The sequence below is a fragment of the Paenibacillus chungangensis genome (assembly GCF_042675905.1).
GTDB classification, from domain to species: domain Bacteria; phylum Bacillota; class Bacilli; order Paenibacillales; family Paenibacillaceae; genus Pristimantibacillus; species Pristimantibacillus chungangensis.
This window is the reverse complement of record NZ_JBHTJZ010000023.1, coordinates 44,936-69,806: the sequence shown is the minus strand read 5'-3', so window position 1 is coordinate 69,806 and position 24,871 is coordinate 44,936. Positions and strand designations below refer to the sequence as shown.

The following is a 24,871-nucleotide window of genomic DNA, read 5'->3' as shown; positions in this document are numbered from 1 at the left end:
TCTCTATTATCGTCTGTTACTACTATATACAGGTAGCCCGTCAATTTCAACGATTAGTAGCATAGGGCACGACAACACGCCATGCCTCCACCCGATCCTCCAGAGTTCGCATTGCCCTCGTCGGGATTGGACTGGAAGACGGCAGCTTCAGGAGGACACGTCCCCGCACGGCCTCGTGATGGCGATAATGCTTGCAGAACGTATCGTAAGCCTTGCTCCCGTTGAATGCAAGACAGACGATGCCAGGGTACTTCTCCAGCAGCCCCGGAATGTCGCTTGGCACCTCGCTCCGAATATTGGCATCCAGACTGCCGGGCCGCTCGCATGAGGCAATGACGTCCCATAGAGCAAGTCTGTGCCGTTGAAGGAAAGCAATCCGGGCTTCGTATTCCGGCTCGGGCAGCATCCCATCTTCGCCACGGCCGAACAGCCGATAGATGATCCGCCAGAAGTAATTGTTCGGGTTGCCGTAGAATTGGCCGAACTCCAGAGATTTCACACTAGGCGCCGTGCCTGAGATGAGCACCCTCGCGCGATCGTCGATTACGGGCGGAAAGGAATAAATTCGCATTGATCAGTACACCTGCCTTCTATCCCCATTATACCCTCATGACGATCCGGCATGCGATAATTGCAAGCTTGGAGGGGAGGAAATCCTATTGTATAATGCTATCATGAAGATGAAGGAGGCGGATACAAGATGAGCGATGAACGGAATTCGGTCGCAGAGGAGACGACTTCCGACTCGATCTGCTGCGGGAATGGCGAGCACGACCGGAGAAGCCATCATTCCGACAAGGTTAAAAGCAGTCTGATTAACCGATTGAACCGAATCGAAGGTCAGGTTCGCGGCATTAAGGGGCTGATCGAGAAGGATACCTATTGTGACGATGTGTTGAATCAGATCGCAGCCGTACAGTCGGCGTTGAACGGGGTAGGTAAGCTGCTGCTGGAGCATCATCTGAAGAGCTGCGTCATTGAGCGGATTCAGGAGGGAGACACGGAGGTTGTTGCCGAGCTGCTGACTACTGTGAATAAATTGATGAAGTAACGGCAGCCAGCCAATTAACGTGAAAAAAACCGCAAATACGGCCTGCCTCCCCATCCGGGGGTTCCCCGGCTAAGGATCGCCCGCTTCCGGGAATAGCAAGGCCGCATTGGCGGCTTAATGGATTTACTTGATAAAGCCAAGCAGCATCTCGCGAATGACCTTGGACGCCACGATCTGCGTCTGCTCGGTCGGGTCGTATGCGGGTGCTACCTCCACCAGATCGCAGCCGACGACATTGGCCTCGGAGCGCGCAATGGCATGTACGGCTTCCAGCAGCTCTTTCGACGTGATGCCTCCCGCTTCCGCTGTGCCCGTACCCGGCGCGGCGGACGGGTCCAGCACATCGATGTCGATCGTCAGATAGACGGGACGGCCGGCCAGCTCAGGCAGCACGCGCTTCAACGGCTCCAGCACTTCGTAAGGATGGAAGTTGATGTTCTCGCGCGCATATTGCCACTCCTCGCGGGAACCGGAACGGATGCCGAACTGGTAGATGTTGCTGCCGCCCATCAGCTCCGCCGCCTTGCGAAGCGGCGTGGAATGGGACAGCGGCTCTCCTTCGTAGGATTCACGCAGATCCGCATGGGCATCGAAGTGGATAATCGCCAGATCCGGGTACTTCGCGTATACCTCCTGGAAGATCGGCCACGATACCAGATGCTCGCCCCCGATGCCGACCGGCATCTTGCCGTCCGCCAGCACCCCTCGTACGAACTCGCCGATGATCTCCAGGCTGCGCGCCGCATTGCCGAACGGCAACAGCAGATCGCCAGCATCGAAGTAAGTAATATCCTCCAGGCTGCGATCCAGATATGGGCTGTATTCCTCCAGCCCGATCGACACCTCGCGCACGCGAGGCGGTCCGAAGCGCGACCCCGGACGGAAGCTTACCGTGAAGTCCATCGGCATGCCGTAGATGACCGCGCGCGACGCCTCGTAGTCTTCCGAACTAAGAATAAATACATTACCGGAATATTTTTGATCCAATTTCATCTCTTGAGCCCGTCCTCTCTTACTTCACCATGTCTTCCACAAATTTCGGCAATACGAATGCCGTCTTGTGCAAGCGCGGGCTGTAATATTTCGTGTCCAGCTCAGGAATGGACGCTTCATCCACCTGAAGCGGATCATATTTTTTGCTGCCCATCGTGAACGTCCACAATCCGCTTGGATAAGTCGGAATGTTCGCGCCGTATACACGGACGATCGGGAACACTTCCTTCACATCCTTGTTCACGCTCTGGATCAAATCCGCCTTGAACCACGGATTGTCCGTCTGCGCCACGAAGATGCCGTCTTCCTTCAGCGCTTCATAGATTCCCTGATAGAAGCCGCGGGTGAACAGATTGGCCGCAGGCCCCACTGGCTCCGTGGAATCCACCATAATAACATCGTAAGCATTCTTATGGTCATGAATATGCATGAAGCCATCCCCTACCAGCACTTCTACCCGGGGATTGTCCAGCTCGCCAGCAATGGAAGGCAGATACTTCTTGGAGTATTCAATCACCTTGCCGTCGATATCGACGAGTACAGCCTTCTTCACCTTGGGATGCTTCATGACTTCGCGGATTACTCCGCCGTCGCCGCCGCCGACGACCAGCACGTTCTCCGGGTTGGGATGTGTGAACAGAACAGGGTGCGCCACCATTTCATGGTATACGAACTCATCCTTTACCGTCGTCATGACCATACCGTCGAGCACCAGCATCGTGCCGAACTCTTCTGTCTCAATCATATCCAGCTTTTGAAAATCCGTTTGTTCATTTACATATGTTTTTGTAATCTTTGCCGTGATGCCGAAGCTCTCGGTCTGCTTCTCCGTATACCACAATTCCATGGTGTTCGTTCCCTTCTTTCCCTTAGGTGGTTCAACCTGTATTATAGTATTTGGAGCCAAAAAAGCAACCTCTCTGCAGCCCCTCTACAAAATATTTATTCCCTCTTCTTGCAATTGAATAGCCTCCCGTCCATTTTTCCATACTAAGGAAAAGCAAAGCATCACGTGAAAGGAAGTTGGCTTCATGAATCAGGAGTCCAATGGATTCAGGAAAAAGCTTGCGAGGCTAGTCCCTCCACGCCTGTCGGAATACCTTCTCCCGCGTCTTCCGGCCATGAGGAAATGGCTTCGTAGAGCGACCCTTACCGCCGCAGCCTTCTTCATTATATGTGCCGGACTATTCTTCTACCTACGCTCGCAAGCGCTGCCCGTCTCGACTGTCAGCCAGACCTCGCAAATGCTGGATCTGCAAGGCCAGGTCATCGATACGTTCCATGCCGGCGAGAATCGGCGGTCAGTGGCGCTGAAGGGAATCTCTCATCATGTCATCGACGCCACGCTTTCCATCGAGGACCGGCGCTTCTACGATCACCATGGATTCGATGTGAAAGGAATGGCCCGCGCCGTCATGGTGAACATGCAGAGTATGTCCGCCAGGCAAGGCGCCAGCACCTTGACCCAGCAGCTCGCTCGCAATCTCTATCTGAGTCATGAACGGACCTGGCAGCGCAAGCTGAAGGAAGCGGTATATACTGCCCAGTTAGAGATGAAATACGATAAAGACGACATATTGGAGATGTATCTGAATCAGATCTATTACGGGCATGGCTCCTACGGCATCGAAGCGGCAGCGATGCTGTACTTCGACAAGCACGCCTCCGAGCTGTCTGTGGCGGAGAGCGCCATGCTCGCCGGCATTCCGAAAGGACCGAAGTATTATTCTCCCTATATGAATATGAAAAATGCCAAGGATCGGCAGTACCTTGTTCTGCAAGCAATGGCCGAAGGAGGCTCCATCACCGGGAAGGAAGCCGAAGCCGCCTACGCCGATGTGCTGGACTTCCAGCCGCTCGACAATGAGCAGCACGGCTTCGCACCTTACTTCCGGGATTACGTTCGCTATATGGCCACTGAGAAGCTGGGCATTCGGGAGGACATGCTGTACGAGGGCGGCATTACGATCTACACCACGTTGGATCAACATATACAAGGCGCGGCCGAGGAAGCCGTAAGGAACGGCTTGCCGGAGAGCTCAGAGCAGCAAGCGGCGCTGATCGCAATCGATCCCCGCAACGGCTATGTGAAGGCGATGGTCGGCGGACGCGATTACAAGAGGAATCAATATAACCGCGTCTTCGCCGATACGCGCCAGCCGGGGTCCACCTTCAAGCCGTTCTTGTATCTTGCGGCGCTTCAGAGCGGCTATATGTCGCCCGTTACCCGCTTCAAGAGCGAGCCGACCGTCTTCACCTATGACGAAGGACGCAAGAGCTATCGTCCGCGCAACTACGCCGACAAGTATGTGGGCGATTATATCGATATGCGCCGCGCGATATCCGGCTCCGACAACATCTACGCCGTCAATACGATCATGACCGTAGGCGCGGAGAAGGTGATCGATACGGCCAGACAGCTTGGCGTCACCAGCACGATGAAGCCTGTTCCGTCACTGGCGCTAGGGACATTCCCGATAAGCCCGTTCCAGATGGCCACGGCATATAGCGCGTTCGCAGGTGGCGGTACGCAATACGAGCCGACTGCCATCCTGCGAATCGAAGACAGCAAGGGCCGTATATTATATGAAGCCACGCCGCGCGCAGAGCAAGTCGTCACACCGGCAGAAGCGTATGTGATGACCAGCCTGCTGGAGAGCGTATTCGAGGAAGGCGGTACAGCCCGCCGCGTCGCTCCCATCATCAAACGTCCCGTAGCAGGCAAGACAGGTACGACGGCTACCGACTCCTGGATGGTCGGCTATACACCCGAGCTCGCGGTAGCCGTATGGGCCGGCTACGACAGAGATCGCTTGCTGACCGTCGCAGAATCCCATCGCGCCGCTCCCATCTTCGCCAGCTTCCTGGAGGAGGCACTGACGACCGTGCCGCCCAAGCTCTTCCCGATGCCGGACGGCGTCGTGAGCGTCTTCATCGATCCGGACACCGGCATGCTGGCAGGAGACGGATGCCCGGAGAAGCGGCTGGAAAGCTTCCTGGCGGGCACCGAGCCGACGGAAGTATGCAGCGGGCATGAGGCATCCGATACTAGCCGGAACGGCGATGAATCCGATTCGCCGCGGCAGTCCCCTGGGAAGAGTGGGCATCGTTCTTGGTGGGAGGACTTTAAGCGATGGTGGACACATTGAAGCTTTTTGTCTAAATTATGTTCAAAAAGTGAATTTTCTTTGAACATCAGGCATAACCTGTGGTATAGTAAGGGCAAAGAAAGCACTTACAACGCAGGAGGAGTGTTCAATATGTCGACAAAAACCGCAAGAATTAGCGGACTGCGTCCTACTAAATCGGAAGTAAGAAAACTCGTTAACGTCATGACGGCCATCGCTTGGGCCATTCTGGGCATCGGCGTCGTGCTGTGCCTGATCAATCTGAACCACTTCAGCGATAAAAACGTGGGATTAATGGTTGGCATCGGCTTCTTGGTCGGCAGCGTTCATATCTACGTCATCGGTACGGCGATCGGACTCGTGCATGCGCGACTGAACGACAGCTCGACGAATGTGAATGCCGACAATCATTACCAGCCGTAAAAGAACGGCGTCTCATATCTGTTAATCCTTCGGCAATGCTAAGCCCCTCTTTCCGGGAATGGAAAGAGGGGCTTTCTTCTTACTTGTCTACCCTGTACTCGTCGCGACAGCCTGCTTAATGATGACGGTTGCGATACAGCAAATACATGAAGAACGGAGCACCGATACCGGATACGAATACGCCGGCGGGAAGATCGTGCGGCAGGAAGGCGGTACGCGCAATTGTATCCGCTACTGCCACGATGATCCCGCCGATGATCGCTGTCGCGGGAATGAGACGCGTGAACGTGCGCCCGACCAATCGGCGTGCAATATGCGGAGCGATCAAGCCGACGAAGCCGATCGCCCCGGCATAAGCGACGGCGGAGCCGGCCAGCGCTACGCTGATCGCAAGAAGACTGAGACGCGCCAGCTGAACTCTGACGCCCAGACCCGTTGCGAGCTCATCGCCCAGCTCCTGAACATTCGCCGTCCGCGCGAACAGCATGGCCAGCGGCAGGATGACGATCGCCCAAGGCAGCATGGCTCGCACATCCCCCCAATTCGCGCCGTACACGCTGCCTACCATCCATATATAAGCTTGTACGGTGGAATGCTCGTCGCTGAATACGATGACCATCGTCGTCAGCGCTCCCATCGCAGCGGCCATGCCGATGCCGATGAGAACGAGACGGATGGAAGTAACACCGCCGCGCCACGCCAGCAGGTATATCAGAATGGACACCGCCGCCGCGCCGATAATAGCGGCCAGCGGCAGCCACTTCAGGCTGATCGTGCCGGCCAGACTCGTGATGAAGAACACCGCTCCGAGCGAAGCGCCTCCTGTCACGCCCAGAATATCCGGAGATCCGAGCGGATTGCGAATGACCGCCTGCATAATCAAGCCCGATACGCCCAGCGCCGCGCCTACAAGCACAGACAGCAGCAAGCGCGGCAGCCGAAGGGTATCGATCGTGAACGCATTGGCGCTCTCCTGGCCCAGCAGATGGACGATTACTTCCAGCGGAGATATCATTGTGCTTCCGATGCACAGTCCTAATAGCAGGACAAGTAGCAGCGTCGCAAGAAGTGCAATGAACGATCTTGCCGGGGCGAGATTGCTTCGATGTCTCAAGCTTGCTTTCATCGATTAACCCCCTTGCGAGCAAGATAGATGAAGAACGGCGTTCCGACAAGAGCGGTCATGACGCCAATCGGCAGCTCCTCCGGGCTAATCATGAAGCGCGCTCCAATGTCCGCCAGCAGCAAGACGATACCGCCTACGAGCACACAGTACGGTATAATCCAGCGGTAATCCGCTCCTACCAGGCTGCGGACGATATGCGGCACGATAAGTCCGATGAAGCCGATGGAGCCGCCCACCGACACCGATCCGCCCGCCAGCACCACAATTAGGACGACCATAGCCGCCTTCAGCAGCAGTGTTCGCTGACCTAATCCGGCAGCCACTTCGTCGCCTGTGGTCAGAATGTTCACCGACTTGCCCATGAACAGTGCAGCTACCCATCCTGCAAGTAGGAACGGCAGGATCGGAAGCAGCATCTCCAGCGTCCGGCCTGCGACCGAGCCGGCGAGCCAGAACAATGCCCCTTGAATAGCCGGGGCGCTGATGACGAGGAAGCCCTGTGTCAGAGAGAGGAGCAGAGCGGTCACCGCCGCGCCCGCCAATACGAACTTGAGCGGCGATGCGCCCCCCTTCCCCAGCGACCCCAGAGCAAAAACCATCACCGCAGCGACCGTTCCGCCAAGGAGTGCGAACCACATGTAATGCGATAACGAATTGACGGAGAAAAATGTAATAGCAAGAACTACGAATAACGTAGCCCCTGCATTAATGCCGAACAGACTGGGTGACGCAAGCGGATTGCGAGTTAGCGCCTGCATAAGCGCGCCGGATATAGCCAGGCTTGCTCCGATGACCAGAGCGATGATTGCGCGCGACAAGCGAGTCGTAGTCACAATGACATGCTGTGCGGACTCCGGATCGTAGCTGAAGAATGCGGCCCATACCGTCGGCAGAGACATACTGGTCTGTCCGAACGCTATACTCGCCGTGAAGGCGCACAGCAGCGCTGCCAAGCCTGCGACCAGACCGCACCACTTGGCGGAAGTTCGTTTCAATAAAGGCATTCGTCAGATCCCCTTGCCAACCATAGTATGCTGACTACTTCTCAAGCCCATAATGCTCATATAGCTGATCCAGCATCACATTGGCGTTGGAGATGCCGCCGCCCAGATTCCACGCAATCTCGTCCACCTGGAATACCCGATTGTTCTTCACCGCGTCCAGCTGCTGGAACAGAGGATGCGTGGTCCACTCCTCATAAGATTTGTTCACAGCCTCGTCTTCGCCGAATCCGCCTTTGAAATAGAAAATTGTGCCTGCATTCATGCTCGGTATCGCTTCTTTGTCCGTCAAGCTGATGACGACTTTGCCCTCATCGGCTTCCTTCTGCTGGTATTCCGTTCGAATAAAGCCCAGTTCATTCAAGATATTGGCCGCATAGCCCGTGACATAGATGCGCGCATGATCTGCGCGATAGTTCAGGATGGATACGGTAACCGGCCATTCACCGCTTAGCTTGGCGCTGATTTTCCCTGTGAAATCCGCCACTCTTGCATCCCAGGCCTGCAGCAGCTCCGCAGCTTCGCTCTCTTTATTCAACGCTTGACCCATCAGCTCAACCGTCTCCTTGAATTGGAAAACTGTCTCATGCGTCACAGTCGGCGCGATTGCCTTCAGATTCTCATAGATTTTCTCATTGCGCAGCTTGGAAGCAATAATAAGATCCGGCTTCAGCTTGGCGATCTCCTCCACGTTCGGTTGAGCTTCGCTTCCCAGAATCACAGTATCCGCCAATTCTTCCTTCAAGTAGTCGTACATCGGCTGTTGCGCCCAAGATTCTACAGCGCCTACAGGCTTGACGCCAAGCGCGACAGCCACATCCGTCGCCCCCTGATAGAGGGTAACGATACGCTGAGGCGTTCCTTCGATTTCCGTTTTTCCCATGGCATGCTTGATCTCGCGAATACCGCCGGCAGCGTTGTCTCCCCGGCTAACATTGCCACTGGAGGACGCCTCCTTCTGTACGTCCCCGTTCTCCTTGTTGGCCGCATTCCCGCTGCCGCAGCCGCCAAGCACGGTCATCAATAGAACCAATCCTGTCACAACCCATAACGTTGTCGTTTTTCCGCTTAACACGATTATTTCCCCTTTCTATTCTGCTTTATCATAGATCTAACTCCAGTCGATTATCATTATCATTAATAGATGTAAAGAGTGACTTTCCGCACTCCCTTGCAGTAACTGTGATTTCTAATTCACTGATAATGATAATCAATTAACGTTATTGATTCTAAATGACTACGAAATGGATGTCAATATAAACTTCATTTGTTCCCACAGCCGGATTTTTCGCACACTCAGCATATTTTTCCTTATGGCAAACTGGTGAATAAACTTTGTCGGAAACAAGTCTAATTGTTTACGTTATTGTTAAAGCCGCAGTCAGAAGCGCTGCAATCTGATATGTTATTCGTAAGCAATTATTACCCAAGGAGTGGAACCGTTGATGAGACCTTATTATCGCATATTGGCAACTGTACTGTTCCTGGCGATGACCTTCATGCTTGCGGGCTGCAGCGGAGAGTACATTGTACTGGATCCTAAGGGACCGATCGGACAGGATCAGAAGGATTTGATTATTATCACAACCGTCCTGTGTCTCGTTATACTCGTCCCTGTGCTCATTATGACCGCAGTGATCGTATGGCGTTACAGAGACCGTCCCGGAAGCACGGCTGCCTACAAGCCGAACTGGGAGCATAATACCAAGCTGGAAGTGACCTGGTGGACGATCCCGATCATTGTTATTGTGACTCTGGCGATCATTACAGCGATTTATACGTACAGGCTGGAGCCATCCAAGCCGCTGGCTTCGGATAAAGAGCCCATTACGATCCAGGTAACCTCGATGGATTGGAAGTGGCTGTTCAAATATCCGGAAGAGGGCATAGCAACTGTCAACTATATCAAGTTCCCGGAAGACGTCCCGGTACGCTTCCAACTCACATCCGATATGGCGATGAATTCCTTCTGGATTCCGCAGCTGGGCGGACAGATATACTCCATGTCAGGAATGGCGATGACCTTGTACTTGCAGGCGGATGAACCAGGAAGCTACTATGGCTCCGGCGCCAACTTCACAGGGAAGGACTTCGCTCAAATGACATTCACGGCTGACGCTGTCTCGGAAGAGGAATATCAGGCGTGGATCGACGAGGTAAAGGCTACCTCCCCTGCACTGACCATACAAGACTATGAAGATATGCGCACGCCGGGCACCTCCGACGTGAAGTCATTCTCCAGCTTCCCTGAAGGGCTGTTCGAGCACATTGTGACACAGTATGTAGAGGACGGCGCAGCCAATCCGCATGCCCATCACGGTGTGGATAAAAAGCAAGACGAAGCAGACAGCGGCAATGGAGATAACGACTAACAATTGACCGTTAACGAAAGGAGAATTACTCATAACCATGTGGGATAAAATCAAAGCATTTTCATCCGAATTTTTCGTTACGGGCGACCCTCTCATTCTAGGAGCTCAAGTGTCTATTGCTCTGACGCTGGTAGCGATTGTATTCACCTTGACCTACTTCAAGAAGTGGCGCTGGCTCTGGACGGAGTGGCTGACCACGGTCGATCACAAGCGGATCGGCATTATGTACATTATCTCTTCCCTGCTTATGCTGTTCCGCGGAGGCGTCGACGCCTTGCTCATGCGTGTGCAGCTGGCCGCCCCAGGGATGGAATTCCTGAACGCAGAGCACTACAACCAGATCTTCACGACGCACGGCGTCATTATGATTCTGTTCATGGCCATGCCGCTTATGTTCGGCTTGTTCAACATTATGGTGCCGCTGCAGATCGGCGCGCGAGACGTAGCCTTCCCGTTCCTGAACTCATTCAGCTTCTGGATGTTCTTCTTCGGGGCCATGCTATTCAACCTGTCCTTCATCATCGGCGGCTCGCCAGACGCTGGCTGGCTGGCTTATCCGCCTCTATCCGGTCTGTCGGGAAGTCCGGGTGTCGGCCAGGACTTCTATATATGGGGCATTCAGATTTCCGGTATCGGCTCGCTTGCGACCGGCATCAACTTTATCGTTACGATATTGAAGATGCGCGCTCCAGGTATGAAGCTGATGCAGATGCCGATGTTCACCTGGTCAGTGTTATCGTCATCCGTCACGATTCTGTTCGCTTTCCCAATTCTGACGGTAACGCTGTTCCTGCTGTTCATTGACCGCTATCTCGGCGCGCACTTCTTCACGCTGGACGGCGGCGGCAACCCGATGATGTATATTAACCTAATCTGGATGTGGGGACATCCCGAAGTCTATATCGTGATTCTGCCGGCATTCGGCATCTTCTCCGAGATCGTCGCGACATTCTCCAAGAAGAAGCTGTTCGGCTACAAATCGATGGTATTCGCGCTAATGTCCATCAGCTTCTTCTCCTTCTTCACTTGGGCGCATCACTTCTTCACGATGGGCTCCGGAGCAGACGTCAACGCGTTCTTCGCGATCACGACGATGCTGATTGCTATACCGACAGGCGTGAAAGTATTCAACTGGCTATTTACAATGTACAGGGGACGGCTCAGCTTCCCTACGCCGATGCTGTGGACGGTTGCCTTCATCCCGTGCTTTGTCGTGGGCGGTATGACCGGCGTCATGCTGTCCGTCGCGCCGGCAGACTTCCAGTTCCACAACAGCTACTTCCTGATCGCCCACTTCCATCAGGTACTGATCGGCGGTGTCGTGTTCGGTTACTTCGCCGGCCTGTACTACTGGTGGCCGAAGCTGTTCGGCTTCAAGCTGCATGAAGGACTGGGGAAATGGGCATTCTGGTTCTGGAACATCGGCTTCTATGTCTGCTTCATGCCACAATATGCGCTCGGACTTATGGGCATGACTCGCCGGTTCAACGAGTACAACTTCGACATGGGCTGGCAGCCGCTGAACGTCGTATCGACCGTCGGCGCCTTCCTTATGGGCATCGCGTTCATCTTCCAGGTATGGCAGATCGCGCACAGCATCAAGTTCTTGAAGAAAGAAACAACCGGCGACAACTGGGACGGACGAACGCTGGAATGGTCCATTCCGTCTCCTGCGCCAATGTATAACTTCGCCCGTCTTCCTGTCGTGACACATCAGGACGATTGGTGGGAGAAGAAGCAGCGCAAGCTGCGCGGAGAACCTGATGCGCCGGAGGTAATTGCGGCAGAGCAAGCGCCGCTTGAGCCGATTCATATGCCGCGCAAGTCAGGCAATGCGTTCATCATGTCTATCTTCTGGTTCATCGCAGGCTTCGGCTTCGTATGGGATTGGACCTGGATGGTCATTCCGGGCCTGATCGGCGTCGCGGTATGCATGCTTGTCAGATCGTTCACGTATAATACGGATTATTATATCCCTGTAGAAGAAATCGAGCGGACGGAAGCCGCTGCAAGGGGGGCTCACTAATGGCAGAGGCAATGATGAAGAAGACGGCCGTTCACGGCTCCCATCACGGTCATGGCGGCCACGATCATCATGATCACCATGAGCAAGAAGAGATGAAGACGTTCGGCTTCTGGCTGTTCCTGATCAGCGACGTCATTCTGTTCGGCGTCCTGTTCGCCACATTCATCGTTCTTCGCAACAATACGGCCGCCGGTCCTACCGGCGGCGAGCTGATCGAGATGACCGGCATTATCATCTCCACGTTCATTCTGCTGACAAGCAGCTTCACAAGCGGCATTGCGCTGCTGGAGATGAACAAGGGCAATAAGAAGGGGCTTATCTTCTGGCTGGCGGTTACAGCGCTGCTGGGCGCATCCTTCATCTATCTGGAAGTGACGGAGTTCCTGCACCTCGTACACGAGGGCGCTACGATCGGTACAAGCGCTTATTGGTCCGCCTTCTTTACACTGGTTGGCACACACGGCTTGCACGTATCGGTCGGCCTGGTATGGATGACCGCACTCATTATTCAATTGTCCCGCAGGGGCATTACGACAGTAACGAAGCGGAAAGTGAACATTGTCAGCTTGTACTGGCATTTCCTTGATGTCATCTGGATCTTCGTCTTCACGATCGTGTACCTGATGGGGGTGATGTAGAATGGCGAACCATACGAACCACGCTGCGCATGAACAGCACGACGAGCACGGCGGACACGGCTCTATCAAGGCTTACGTCACCGGCTTCCTGCTTTCCATCGTACTGACGATCATTCCGCTTGTGGCGGTCATGAACGACATGTTCAGCAAGCAGGCGACTACCGTATTGATTCTGGTCATGGCCATCTTGCAATTCGGCGTACAGCTGCTGTTCTTCATGCATATCCGAGATGAGAAGAAGCCGCGCTTTAACCTGATCGCGTTGATTTTCGGCTTGATCATCATGCTTACAATCGTCGCAGGCTCGATCTGGATTATGACCTACAACCAGGTCGCCACTTAAGGCTATACCGAATAAGCAGATTAGGCTGCCCTTCCGCGGAAGGGCAGCCTTTTAATGCTCATCATATTGTCGTTCAACTACTCCGCCAAGCGCTCATGATACCGCGGAGGTATCGAGAGTTATTCGTCTCCGAATCGACATTGCTCCAACGGAACGACGCGAGTGCGATACTTCACCTTATAGCCGACATATACGGCGATAAAAATTGGAAGACCGATGTAGGTAGCTATAAACCCGTATATATTGAAGCTCCCGTCCCGAATCATGGAGTAGCCTTGTCCGACGATCACAATGGAACATATGAAGAAGGCGATGATCGGGCCGAACGGGAACCATCTTGCTCGGTAAGGCAGCTCGTCCAGCCGATGTCCTTGCGCCACGAACGCCTTGCGGAAGCGGTAATGACTAATCGATATGCCCAGCCATACGATAAAGCCACACATGCCGGAGGCGTTCAGCAGCCAGACGTACACCACGCCGTCTCCGAACAGGGAAGCCAGGAATGCCAGCATGCCGATGGCGGCTGTCACGGCCAGCGCAGCTACAGGGACGCCTCTCCGGTTCAAATAGCGGAGCCAGCCCGGCGCCTTTCCCTCCTTCGCAAGCACCCACAGCATGCGAGTGGAAGCGTACAGCCCGGAACTGCCCGCAGACAGCACCGACGTGAGGATAATAGCGTTCATGACGGAGGCCGCGAAGGCGAATCCCGCCCTCTCGAAGACGATAGTGAATGGGCTGACCGCGATATTCGTCACGTTGGCATTCAGTAGCATGGGATCGTTATACGAGATAAGAGCGCCAATAACGAAGATGGCCATAATGTAGAACAACAGTATACGCCAGAAGATCTGCTTGATCGCTCTCGGAACATTCCTCGCCGGGTCCTCGCTCTCCCCGGCTGACACGCCAATCAGCTCAGTCCCCTGGAAGGAGAAGCCTGCCGCCATAAATACGCCGAGCATCGCCAGGAATCCACCATGGAAGGGAGCGTCCCCTTCCGTCAACCGATGCAAGCCCGGTGCATTATTGCCCATAATGCCGGCTATCATCAGGACACCTACCACAATAAAGACGATGACGGTGACGACCTTGATCATTGAGAACCAATATTCCGACTCGCCGAACGAGCGCACCGACAAATAATTAATGAATACCATGATGCCTAAAAATAACGCGCTCCATAACAGAGTAGAAGACTCCGGCAGCCAATACTTCACGATAAGACTTGCTGCGGAGGTCTCGGCGGCGATTGTAATCGCCCAATTGAACCAATAATTCCAGCCCAGCGCAAAGCCGAGCGCCGGATCGACGAACCGCCCGGCATAAGTGCTGAAGGAACCCGACACCGGCATATAGGCCGCCATCTCCCCCAGACTGGTCATAAGAAAATAGACCATAAATCCGATCGCCGCATAGGCGAGAAGCGCTCCGCCCGGACCCGCGTTATGGATGGCGCCGCCGCTGGCCAGGAACAGTCCTGTCCCGATCGACCCGCCCAGCGAAATCATTGTCATATGACGGGCCTTCAGCCCGCGCACCAACTGCCCGTTTCCTTGCTTTTTCTGACTGCTCTGGTTGCTCATTGCTTGTTCCTCTCTAACCTTCATTCCAGCTTTCAACCTTCTTATTATAGTGCCAATCCCGGACGGTTTCCATTTTACTTTTTCCCAGTTCGCACATATACAACCATCTGCCCGCCTGATACGATATGCTTGAGCTCGCAAATGTCAAGCAGCTGTCTCGCGAGCCGGCCTTCGGCTTGGCGGGACAGCTGCTTACATTCGTCATCTCACAAAAAAAGAGACAGCCCCTCTATAAGAGACTGCCTCTTCACTATCTAACTGAAGCTATTCCGACGCTGCACGGACCCGCCCTCGGCAAGCGATGCATAGATCCGCTCATGCTCCGCACCTTCGTCGGTGATGAGCTTAATTAACTGCTCTGCAGCTACTGCACCCCACCGCTTCTCGGAATAGTGGATGGAAGCGAGCGGAGGCTGGAGATATTCCGCTATCTCCAGATGGTCGAAGCCGATAATGTGAATATGCTCTCCGATCCGGAACGCTGTTCCCTTCAACGCTTGATACATACCAATCGCCATCTCGTCATTGAAGCAGAATACTGCGACCTGGCCGGTATATTCATCCATAATTCGTATCGCTGCCGCCTCGCCGCTAGCCTTGTCGAAGTTGCCTGGCAGCTCGATATACTCTGCCGTGCCGTTTCGCTCCATCGTCTGACGCACTGCTTGCAAGCGCTGGTCGGCGTCGAAGGAGCCCTCAGGCCCTTTGACAGCGTAGATCTTCCGATGTCCGTACTCCAGCAGATGCTCGATGGCGAAGGTCGCGCCCGCCTTATTATCCAGCAGTACTTGGACGATGTTTGGATGATTAAGCTCCCTATCCAATACGACAAGTTTATGTCCGCGCTCGGCATGGAGCAGCAGCTCCTTGTCGGTGAAGAAGCGGTCCAGCACGATCGCCCCGTCCAGCATACGCTCAGGCAGCATGCGATGCGACTGGGTGCCGCTGCAGATGATCAGGTCATACCCCCGTCTGTTGAGCTCTTCCTTCATTCCTTGCAGCAGCGATCCGTAGAACGCGCCGGCGAAGGTCGTCAGGAAGCAGCCTATAATTTTTGTCTCTCTCGGTTTCAATTGCCTGGCTGCTGCATTTGGTACGTAATTAAGCTCCTTAGCGACAGCTAATATCCTTCCCTTCGTCTCCTCGGTGACTTTGGGGCTTCCGTTCAAAGCATAGGAGACCGTCGAGATGGAAACTCCTGCGTGCTTGGCAATGTCCTTAATACTTACCACAGCTCTCGCTCCTATCTTCCATTAACCCATTTATTATCTTTAGAGTATATCAAATGTCAGGGGTTTGTTAAGCAAAATCCCTATTAATCTTGACCAACCCGACTATAACAGCGCCAATTCGATCGTATTGACTCCATCTCTCAGTATGGCCTCCAGCTGCGAACGGCGAATTCGAACTCCGCCCTTCCGATAGCGATTGTCCAGCGTTGACAGTGGTACAGCTTCCCCGTTCACCTTCACCTCACCGATATGCCGTCCACGAATCGCATACCGGAACTGTACATTGCGACCCAAGTATTGGAACTGGAACTGTAAGCCATCCAGTTCCTCTGGCAATACAGGATCGAGCACCAGATCTCCGCCCTCTTGCCGTATGCCAAGTGCATGCGATACGAGCTGATTGATATAGATCCCCGGCCCGCTGGAATAGATGCGCCAGCCGCCCTTCACGCCCACATCGCCGCTTCGCAGCTTATAGAAGCCGCTCTGCGCCTCGTACCGATCCTTGAAGTTGCCGTCAGAGCTGCTGAAGTAGGCATTGCTCTGGCGCCATTCTGCATTCGGCACCGCGTCCCTCAGCCCGATCGGGTTAATCATGCCGAGTCCCTTCCATACTTCATCGGCCTTGCCCAGCTTGGCCATCGCTTCGATAAAGCGGATATGGGCATGCACATACTGCAAGCCGACTTCACGGCCGAAGTTCGCCGCCTGCTCCGCTCGCTTGAAGCGCGTGCTGACGCCGCCCTTGTACTCTGCTGGACGGTTCATCAGCCGTACGCCGTCAGGGCAATAGAGCTCTTGCTTAATCAATTCATAATGCGCATCCGCCTGCTCCGATGTCAGTAGCTCGCTGATCATGCTGCGCGTCATCGGCAGAAGGCGGTACTGGATGCCGGTCTTCTCATCCCGCGGGTGCAGCAGCGGCTCGACCGCATCGGAGGATTCCATGTATACGAAGCCAGGAATGACGCCGTCCATGATCAGATATTGATGGAAGTCGCGATAGATGCCTTGTGCCATCTCTTCCAATTCGCCGGCCAGCTCACGATGCCGCTCCTCTACTTGCAGCACACGGGACAACTCCTTCGTCACCTGATAGGTGAGCGATACCGTCCAACTGCTGACCATATACTGCTTCAGCTTCGCATTGGCGGGCTGGAGCGTATCGTCCCAGTCTCCATCTCCATACGAAGACAGATGCGTGCCATGCAGGAAGTGATCCTTTATATACTGGATTTCCTTCTTCGCATGATGCAGGAGTGTGTAGCTCTGATTCGTCTGCTCGCCGCCCTTCAGCGTATAAGGCACCTTCTCCTCCAGAATGGAGAAGTCGCCCGTTACCCGCAAATAGTCGCCAAGCACCTTCAAAGGCCAGACGATAATATCGCCGTGACTGTCCTCTTGCTGAATCCGGTAATAGCGATCGAACATGAACCATTGCGGCCAATTGCCGTCGCTCTCGTATTGATGCGAATACACCGTACGCAAAATTTCGCGAATCTGCCCGTATTTCTGAGTCGCCATGAAATATTCCGTCGGCCCTTGGCATACATCACGCGTCCCCCATGCCGCCCCGCTGTATTGCTCCAGTCCGTGCGGCACGGAATAGTGAACCAGCATATTGTGCGTATACCACCAGGCCAACGCGTTGACCTTCTGAAGTTCGCACCGCTTCTCTTCATCGGGATGGGACAGCAGGAAGTCGTTCATGACCGCTCGCAGGAAGGAGCGGTAAGCTTCAATATCCGCTTCTGCAGATCGAGCACCTTGCAATGCTTTCTCGTCTACTGATTCGCCCGCTTCCAGATAGCCCTGTACCGTCAAGCGCCATTCAGCCGTCTCTGCAAGCTCCAATACGACGAGTGAGGCGGAGCCTGCAGGAGCAGCCGACGCCAGCAGCTGCTCATCCCGCGCTTGAGCGGACGTTCCCGTTACGCTCATCCGATAGTGCAAGTCAGGGCATACGGAGCCGCTCTCTGCTTCATTGACCGCATAGAACATGAATGCATTATGGCCATCCTCTGTCATTCGGAACGGCACTTCATATTCCTTGTCCGCCATCGTTATCTGGTTCGTCACCAGATAGCGGTAGGCGATGCCCCTCTCCGACACTACTTCCAGCGCCAGCTTCGGCCGTTCCGCACTCGTCCAGCAGGTGACAACAATAGTATCATCCTTGTCCTGCAGCTTATAGAGCCAACGTGAATAATTGAAGCCCATCTCGTAGAGAGACGGCATAGTCAGCAGCCGATACTCCCCGTCCAGCTCCACATAGATGCGCTGCCCCGACGTCTTGAGCACATTAAGCGCATTGCGAGCGTTCGACATCAGCTTATGGAAGGACGTGTTGCCGATCGTAATCTGGGAATTGAAGATACCGTACATATAATGCGTGGACGTTAGCACAGACTCGTTCATCCTCGTATTATCGCCGCTCATGACGATATGACCGTGCGGCCGCTCCACGCGAAGCTCCTTCGCCTTCAGCACGACATGCTCATGTCTGCCGGTGAAGAAGGAGAGCAGCTCCTCCCCATCCCGTTCCTCTTGATGGCGATCAGGGAACCGGGCTACGATCTCCTGCATCGACATGGGGGCTGCCACGACTGGTCGGCCAATAGCTGGATTCATCCGCAGCTCCTCGCCCGGCTCCTCTACATCCGCATCAAGCTTAAGCGTCTCGGCCAATCGCCATGCCTCCTCCGCTTCCTCACGGAATCGAAGCTCGTCAATCGCTTCCGGATGATCCGGCTTCAGCATGCCGTAGAAGACGAATGAAGCCATCCCCTCCAGCTCGACGAGCTTCGATTGCAGCGCCGTATAGGCGAATTCATATTGATACACTTCATTGGCAAGCTGCTCCCGCTTCAACGCTTCCGGCTCATCCGTCTCCTTGTAGGAAAGGTCGAAGAACTGGAAGCCATCCGTGGAGAAGCCGTCCGCTCCCGTCAGAGCGCCCTGCTGCATATACGGGAAGCCCGTCGACATCGGCTGATTCTGACGCGAGCATACGACATAACCTCGCTGCTCGTCCCGGAATACCGCATGGTCCACATATTGCGACATATACGCTTCATTCGTGCGAACGGCACCTCGATCGGCAAGTCCCATATCTTGACCATAGACAACGTCCACCTTGACTCCCTGGCCGCTTAACCGCACATCCCAGAACCATATATGTCCCGGCATTAGCGTGAATCTCACCTCATAAGCTACGCCCAGCGCCTCGCCCCGCCAGATCACTCTGCGCTGCGCGAAGCTGACCCGACCGCCTGCGCGATGTCCGATCAACGGCGCCGCCTTGATCCCTTCCTCATCGTGACGGCGCAGGTACAGATTATTCATCGATCCGTCCAGCGGATTGCCCATCACTTCGTTCAGCATCAAGTCTTTATATCGTATATCCTGAATATCCCCGCTTCTGAAGAAAGAAAAACGCAGTCCGTCGGCTTCAATGGGCACTGTATATTGGATCACTTCCGTCCTCATCATCAGTCTCCTCCCTCTCATGGTGTCAGTATAAATGCAAGCGCCTGAACATCCCGGCTATTCGGCCCTACGAATGCCATGAATTGTCCAGGGTCGCTTCCGAATTGCAAATCCGGGTGATGATAACGCAGCATGTCTTCCGTAATATCGAAGCTTACGTGACATGTCTCGCCTGGCTGCAGCTTCACCTTCCGATAGCCTTTCAGCTCGCGAAGCGGCCTGACGGCTTCGCCCACAACATCTCTTATATAGAGCTGCACAATCTCCTCTCCCGCCAATACGCCTGTGTTGGTCACACTCACAGCGAGCTCAAGCTTGCCGTCCATGCTTAGCCTCTCATCCGACAATGTCGCTTGAGCGTATTGGAACGTCGTGTAGCTCAGGCCATATCCGAATGGGAAAAGCGGCTCGTTCGGAATGTCCAGGTACTGCGAGACATAGCGTTCCTGAGCATCCGGCGCATTCTGCGGACGGCCCGTATTGAAGCAGTTGTAATAGACCGGTACTTGGCCGACCGCATAAGGGAAGGACATGACGAGCTTCCCGGACGGATTGTCCAGACCATACAGAAGTCCGGCAACGGCTGCGCCGCCATTGCTGCCGGGATACCAAGCCTCCAGGATGGCATCGGCCTCCTCATCAACGACGCGCAGATCAAGCGGGCGGCCATTGAACAGCACGACAACGATCGGCTTGCCCAGCTCCTTCAGCTTCCGGAGAAGCTCCAGCTGCGCCGAAGGCAGTGCGATATCGGCGCGGCAGCCCGCTTCGCCGCTCATCTCGGAGCCTTCGCCAAGCGCCAGCACGATCACTTCCGCACGGCGAGCCGCCTCTATCGCACGCTCCTTCTCCGCTTCCGTTATATGCTCCAAGCTACATGGCACAGACTCCAACATGCCATGCGATGCCGCGATTGCCGCCATGCCTTCACTCAGCGTGACGGCATCCTCCCTCACGCCCATGCAAGACCATGGCCCCAGCACATCATGGCTCTCTGCGAACGGCCCGATCAGCGCTACGCGATGAGCCTTATCCAGCGGCAGCACATCCTCATTCTTCAGCAGCACGCACGACTTCGCCGCCAGCTGCTGTGCTGCCTGACGGTGCTCGTCGCTGAATACGATCCGCCTCTCCGCTTCCGGATCGGCTCCGCGGTGGGGCTGCTCGAACAGTCCAAGCCTGTTCTTCAGCTTCAGAATGCGCAGCACGGCTTCGTCCACAAGGCTCTCCGCCACTTCCCCGCTCTCGACAAGCTCCTGCAGATGGCGAATATAGCAAGGGGACATCATCTCGATGTCCACGCCCGCTTGAATCGCCTTATAGGCACATTCCCGCTCATCGGTGGCGACGCCGTGCGGGATCATCTCCTTCACCGCTCCCCAGTCGGAGATGAGCACCCCGTCGAAGCCCCATTCCTCCCGGAGCATTTCGCGCATTAACCTGCGGTTGCCCGTAGCCGGAATGCCATCGACCGTATTGAACGCCGTCATGACCATCTCGCAGCCCTCTTCCAGCGCTGCGAGATATGCCGGCATATAAAATTCGCGACGCATCCATTCCGACATATCGACCGTGTTGTAGTCGCGTCCGCCCTCAGCCGCACCATATGCGGCGAAGTGCTTGATGCAAGCTGCCAGACGATGCTTATCCTGTGACAAGTCGCCATCTTGGCCGCCCTGATAGCCCCGCACGAACGCCCGGGCATAGAGACTGTTCAGCCACGGATCCTCGCCGGTCGACTCCATCACCCTTCCCCATCGCGGATCGCGCGTCAGATCCGCCATCGGGGAGAACGTGACGTGAATGCCGGAGACGGAGGCCTCCTTGGCGGCTATGGCCGCAGACTGCTCCACCAGCTCCGGGCTCCAGCTGCAGCCCATCGCCAGCGGCACCGGGAAGATCGTCCGGTAGCCATGGATGACGTCGGCCATCGTCGCCAGCGGGATGGACAAGCGATGATTGCGCATATGGGCCTCCTGAATCGCGATCGCTTCCTCCGCTCCGCCAATCCCCAGCACGGAACCTGCCGCATGAACCTCCTCCTTGCTCACGCCCATTCCTTGCAGCGGGCCCGTTATCTGTCCTTCGCTTCCCGCTCCTTCGAAGAAGGCCGGTGCCAGCTGAAGCAGCTGCGCCACCTTCTCCTCCAGCGTCATCTCCTGCAGCAGTGATTGCAATTGTTGTTCTCTCATAAGAAGCTCCCTCCTCTTCCCGCTCTCACCAACAACACATCTCAATGAACGCCCTCGTCCCCCGCCTCTTCCATCAGCCGTTCCATCAGCGCGGTCAATTCCGCTATCCGCTCCTTGTATGCCGGAAGGCCGTACACGTTGTTCATTTCGTAAGGGTCCTTATTCAAATCAAAACACTCCCATTCGGGCGGCCTTGATTCATCGCGCGAATCCGTCGTTCCTAACGCTTGCGCGTAATAATAAATCAATTTATAGTCATGCGTGCGTACGCCATAATGCGAATACACTTCATGGCATCCGTCGAGATGCATCCAGTAGCGGTAATACATCGCCGTACGCCAGTCTGCCGGCGTATCGCCGTTCAACAGCGGCCTCACACTCCTGCCCTGCATACGCTCATGCCTGCCGAGGCCGGCATATTCCAGGAAGGTAGGGGCAAAGTCCGTATTCAGCACAATATCGGAATTGACCGACCCCGGCTTAATCTCTCTGGGATAGCGGATCAGGAACGGCATACGGAGCGACTCCTCGTACATGAACCGCTTGTCGAACCAGCCGTGGTCGCCGAGGAAGAATCCTTGATCCGATGTGTAGATGACGATTGTATCCTCCGCCAGCCCTTGCTCCTCCAGATAATCCAGCATTCGGCCTACGTTGTCGTCTATCGACGCGATACAGCGCAAATAATCCTTCATGTACCGCTGATACTTCCACTTCCGCACCTCTTCCGGCAATAACCCTTTCGGAGGCGCTCCTTTCGTATCCAGCTCATTCAGATCGTCTATTCGCATTTTCGCCTGGACAGCCGCCTGCGAACGCGTCGCATAATCGTCATTGAACGTCGGCGGCTCCGGAATATCGGTATCCTCATAGAGATGCATATGCTTCTCATCTGGCTCCCAGTGGCGGTGCGGCGCTTTATGATGGCACATGAGCATGAATGGCCGCGCGGGATCGCGCTTATCGATCCAGTCCAGAGACATGTCCGTAATCAAGTCCGTCACATAGCCTCGATACTGCTTCATCGTCCCCATCTCAATGAACTGAGGATCGTGATAATCGCCTTGATCCGGCAGTACCGTCCAGTAATCGAAGCCTGTCGGATCGTAATGCCCGCCGTGGCCAAGATGCCACTTCCCGATCATCGCCGTCTGATAGCCGTCCTCTTGCAGCAGCTTGGGGAATGTCACCTGCCTGCCGTCCAGATCGTCGCCCAGTGTCTTCACGCCGTTAATATGATTGTAGGTGCCCGTCAGAATGGCGGCGCGGCTGGGCGCGCAGATGGAATTGGTGCAGAAGCAATTGTCCAGACGCATGCCCTCCTCTGCGAGACGGTCTAACTGCGGCGTCCGGTTCACCTTGCTGCCATATGCACTGATCGCATGCGAGGCATGATCGTCAGACATAATGAACAAAATATTGGGACGCTTATAGAGGGAAGCTGACATCATACAACCTTCTTTCCAACGAATTATTTCATGCCGGAGATCGTAAAGTTCTCAATAATATGCTTCTGGAAGTACGTGAACAAAATGATAACAGGGGCCACCATGAATGCCGCACCCGCCATCTGCAGGCCATAGTTGCCGGCGTACTGCCCCTTCAGCAGCGCTAACCCTACGGATAATGTATATAGTCTTTCATCATTGGCAATTATCAGCGGCCACAAGAAGCTATTCCAACCAGCAATAAATGTCAGAATCGCCTGCACGGCCAATATCGGCTTTGAGATCGGCAGCGCAATCTGCAAGAAGATGCGGTATTCGCTCGCTCCGTCCAGTCTGGTCGCTTCTAGCAGCTCCGTCGGAATCGTCGACATGAACTGGCGGAACAGGAAGATGCCGAAGGCTGTGACCATGCCCGGCAGCACAATGCCCATCATCGTGTTGGTCAGGTCCATGGAATTGAGAATAAGGTATACGGGGATCATCGTTACCTGGCTTGGAATCATCATTGTCGCCAGCACGGCAACGAACAGGACGTTTCTGCCCTTGAACTTGTACTTGGCGAAGCCGAAGCCAGCCAGCGCATTGAGCAACAAACCCAAGAATGAGAACAGCACGATAATCAGCGTATTTTTCAGGTAAACGTCAAAGTTCATATTCTCGAACAGATATTTGAAGTTGTACAGCGTAAACGTATCGGGCCATAAAGTCGGCGGAATCTGCACAATCTCCTTCTCCGGCTTGAAGGAGGATAGAATCATCCATATAAAAGGAAGCATGAACAAAACGCCGCCTATACCCAGAACAATGCCGGCAATCCATTGAAAGGCTTTACTATTTCCTCCGATGCGCCTTCCCTTCTTCGTCAGTGCACTCATGGTTTCTTCCGCCTCCTATGTCATGTCCGACTCGTTCTTCTGCAATCTTAGCTGAACAAGCGTAACGGCAATAATGCTTACGAACAGAACAAATGAACCCGCAGCCGCGTAACCGAAGTTATTAAACTGGAATCCGTTCTGATAGATGAACAAGGCTACCGAGACTGTGCCGTCAAGCGGTCCGCCTTCAGTCATAACGAATGGCTCCTCGAAAAACTGCAGCCAGCCGATCATCGTCGTAATGGATACGAAGAAAATCGCAAAGCGAAGCATGGGAATGGTCACATGCCATACTTGCTGCCAAGTGTTCGCGCCATCGAGCTGCGCAGCTTCGTAGTAAGTCTTCGGTATACCTTGCAGCGCGGCAATGAAAATAATCATATTCAAGCCAATCGCTTTCCATACGGCCAAAATGATGAGTGAGATCTTCGCTGTCGTCGGCTCTGTCAGCCAGCCGACATCAGGCAAGCCTACAGCATTCAGCATATAGTTGAACAAGCCGATGGAAGGATTGTACAGATAGCTCCATACGACCGCCACCGCAACGATGTTCGTCACGGAAGGCAAGTAATAGACGACACGAAAAGCTTTGAATATTCTCGCCGTCCCCAAATTAATGAGCAGCGCAATGCCGAGAGATAACAAGATGACAAATGGAACGCCGATGATGACATAGAACAATGTATTGAAGATCGCCTTATGAAACACGGGATCGGCAAGCACCTCAACATAATTGGTAAAGCCTATAAATTCGACAGAGCTGAAGTTGGCTAGCCCGCCCAAATCCATGTCTGTAAAGCTGATAACGAGAGCTACCAGAATGGGCAAAAGCGAGAATAGGGACAACAGAAGCAGCGTTGGCGCGATAAATACATAAGGCGCTTGGCGATTCAGAAAACCTTTCATCGGAAATATTCACTTCCTTTACTTATGCCCGCGGCATGTTTGGAC

20 protein-coding genes are annotated in these 24,871 nt (G+C 54.5%); 7 read left to right on the top strand and 13 right to left on the bottom strand.

From position 1 onward, the window contains the following. Window positions 1-46 precede the first annotated feature (46 nt). A complete protein-coding gene (locus ACFQ2I_RS14885; RefSeq protein ID WP_377565301.1) occupies window positions 47-571 on the bottom strand; it encodes a DNA-deoxyinosine glycosylase in 525 nt (174 codons plus the stop codon). A 129-nt stretch (window positions 572-700) separates the two neighbouring features. On the opposite strand from ACFQ2I_RS14885, the gene ACFQ2I_RS14880 reads away from it, so the two are divergent. Continuing rightward, window positions 701-1,051 carry a metal-sensitive transcriptional regulator gene (locus tag ACFQ2I_RS14880; protein ID WP_377565299.1) on the top strand — a complete coding sequence of 117 codons (351 nt, stop codon included), beginning with the start codon at window positions 701-703 and terminating at the stop codon, window positions 1,049-1,051. Between the two features lie 123 nt (window positions 1,052-1,174). Here the strand turns inward: ACFQ2I_RS14880 and speB are convergent, their stop codons facing one another. Beyond that, window positions 1,175-2,044: an agmatinase gene (speB, locus tag ACFQ2I_RS14875; RefSeq protein WP_377565298.1), complete on the bottom strand. Its 870-nt coding sequence runs from the start codon at window positions 2,042-2,044 to the stop codon at window positions 1,175-1,177. 19 nt (window positions 2,045-2,063) lie between these two features. After that, on the bottom strand, window positions 2,064-2,891 hold the full coding sequence (gene speE, locus ACFQ2I_RS14870) for a polyamine aminopropyltransferase (protein ID WP_262678393.1): 828 nt from the start codon (window positions 2,889-2,891) through the stop codon (window positions 2,064-2,066). 274 nt (window positions 2,892-3,165) lie between these two features. Between speE and ACFQ2I_RS14865 the strand changes: the two genes are divergently transcribed. Together ACFQ2I_RS14865 and ACFQ2I_RS14860 are read left to right on the top strand one after the other, a co-directional pair. Then, window positions 3,166-5,193, top strand: coding sequence for a transglycosylase domain-containing protein (locus ACFQ2I_RS14865; protein WP_377565346.1), 2,028 nt, complete (start codon window positions 3,166-3,168; stop codon window positions 5,191-5,193). A 111-nt stretch (window positions 5,194-5,304) separates the two neighbouring features. Next, on the top strand, window positions 5,305-5,595 hold the full coding sequence (locus ACFQ2I_RS14860; RefSeq protein WP_377565296.1) for a hypothetical protein: 291 nt from the start codon (window positions 5,305-5,307) through the stop codon (window positions 5,593-5,595). Between the two features lie 115 nt (window positions 5,596-5,710). On the opposite strand, the gene ACFQ2I_RS14855 is transcribed toward ACFQ2I_RS14860, so the two are convergent. From ACFQ2I_RS14855 to ACFQ2I_RS14845, 3 genes are read right to left on the bottom strand one after another with little or no spacing between them, the layout of a single operon-like run. After that, a complete protein-coding gene (locus tag ACFQ2I_RS14855) occupies window positions 5,711-6,721 on the bottom strand; it encodes a FecCD family ABC transporter permease (RefSeq protein ID WP_377565294.1) in 1,011 nt (336 codons plus the stop codon). After that, window positions 6,718-7,725 carry a FecCD family ABC transporter permease gene (locus ACFQ2I_RS14850; RefSeq protein ID WP_377565292.1) on the bottom strand — a complete coding sequence of 336 codons (1,008 nt, stop codon included), beginning with the start codon at window positions 7,723-7,725 and terminating at the stop codon, window positions 6,718-6,720. The genes ACFQ2I_RS14855 and ACFQ2I_RS14850 overlap by 4 nt, the downstream gene beginning before the upstream one ends. A 34-nt stretch (window positions 7,726-7,759) precedes the next feature. Further along, window positions 7,760-8,743: an ABC transporter substrate-binding protein gene (locus tag ACFQ2I_RS14845; RefSeq protein WP_377565343.1), complete on the bottom strand. Its 984-nt coding sequence runs from the start codon at window positions 8,741-8,743 to the stop codon at window positions 7,760-7,762. 469 nt (window positions 8,744-9,212) lie between these two features. Here ACFQ2I_RS14845 and cyoA point away from each other — a divergent pair, with 469 nt between their 5' ends. The 4 genes from cyoA to cyoD are packed head-to-tail and all read left to right on the top strand — an operon-like array spanning window position 9,213 to window position 13,101. Next, window positions 9,213-10,094: a ubiquinol oxidase subunit II gene (gene cyoA, locus ACFQ2I_RS14840; protein WP_377565340.1), complete on the top strand. Its 882-nt coding sequence runs from the start codon at window positions 9,213-9,215 to the stop codon at window positions 10,092-10,094. A 37-nt stretch (window positions 10,095-10,131) separates the two neighbouring features. Next, on the top strand, window positions 10,132-12,120 hold the full coding sequence (locus tag ACFQ2I_RS14835) for a cbb3-type cytochrome c oxidase subunit I (protein ID WP_377565291.1): 1,989 nt from the start codon (window positions 10,132-10,134) through the stop codon (window positions 12,118-12,120). After that, on the top strand, window positions 12,120-12,758 hold the full coding sequence (gene cyoC, locus ACFQ2I_RS14830) for a cytochrome o ubiquinol oxidase subunit III (protein ID WP_377565289.1): 639 nt from the start codon (window positions 12,120-12,122) through the stop codon (window positions 12,756-12,758). The genes ACFQ2I_RS14835 and cyoC overlap by 1 nt, the downstream gene beginning before the upstream one ends. 1 nt (window position 12,759) lies before the next feature. After that, a complete protein-coding gene (gene cyoD / locus ACFQ2I_RS14825; protein ID WP_377565287.1) occupies window positions 12,760-13,101 on the top strand; it encodes a cytochrome o ubiquinol oxidase subunit IV in 342 nt (113 codons plus the stop codon). Window positions 13,102-13,220: 119 nt separating this feature from the next. On the opposite strand, the gene ACFQ2I_RS14820 is transcribed toward cyoD, so the two are convergent. The 7 genes from ACFQ2I_RS14820 to ACFQ2I_RS14790 all read right to left on the bottom strand — a co-directional run bounded on the left by ACFQ2I_RS14820 (window position 13,221) and on the right by ACFQ2I_RS14790 (window position 24,826). Beyond that, the gene (locus tag ACFQ2I_RS14820) at window positions 13,221-14,684 is read right to left on the bottom strand and encodes an amino acid permease (RefSeq protein WP_377565285.1); all 1,464 of its coding nucleotides are present in this window, start codon (window positions 14,682-14,684) and stop codon (window positions 13,221-13,223) included. A 254-nt stretch (window positions 14,685-14,938) separates the two neighbouring features. Beyond that, complete coding sequence (locus ACFQ2I_RS14815) at window positions 14,939-15,916, bottom strand: LacI family DNA-binding transcriptional regulator (protein ID WP_377565283.1); 978 nt, start codon at window positions 15,914-15,916, stop codon at window positions 14,939-14,941. A gap of 102 nt (window positions 15,917-16,018) precedes the next feature. Beyond that, on the bottom strand, window positions 16,019-19,405 hold the full coding sequence (locus ACFQ2I_RS14810) for a GH36-type glycosyl hydrolase domain-containing protein (protein WP_377565337.1): 3,387 nt from the start codon (window positions 19,403-19,405) through the stop codon (window positions 16,019-16,021). 17 nt (window positions 19,406-19,422) lie between these two features. After that, window positions 19,423-21,597, bottom strand: coding sequence for a glycoside hydrolase family 3 N-terminal domain-containing protein (locus tag ACFQ2I_RS14805; RefSeq protein WP_377565281.1), 2,175 nt, complete (start codon window positions 21,595-21,597; stop codon window positions 19,423-19,425). Between the two features lie 41 nt (window positions 21,598-21,638). After that, on the bottom strand, window positions 21,639-23,048 hold the full coding sequence (locus ACFQ2I_RS14800; RefSeq protein ID WP_377565279.1) for a sulfatase family protein: 1,410 nt from the start codon (window positions 23,046-23,048) through the stop codon (window positions 21,639-21,641). A gap of 20 nt (window positions 23,049-23,068) precedes the next feature. Beyond that, complete coding sequence (locus tag ACFQ2I_RS14795) at window positions 23,069-23,920, bottom strand: carbohydrate ABC transporter permease (protein WP_377565277.1); 852 nt, start codon at window positions 23,918-23,920, stop codon at window positions 23,069-23,071. Between the two features lie 15 nt (window positions 23,921-23,935). Beyond that, window positions 23,936-24,826, bottom strand: coding sequence for a carbohydrate ABC transporter permease (locus ACFQ2I_RS14790; protein ID WP_377565275.1), 891 nt, complete (start codon window positions 24,824-24,826; stop codon window positions 23,936-23,938). Window positions 24,827-24,871: the final 45 nt, after the last annotated feature.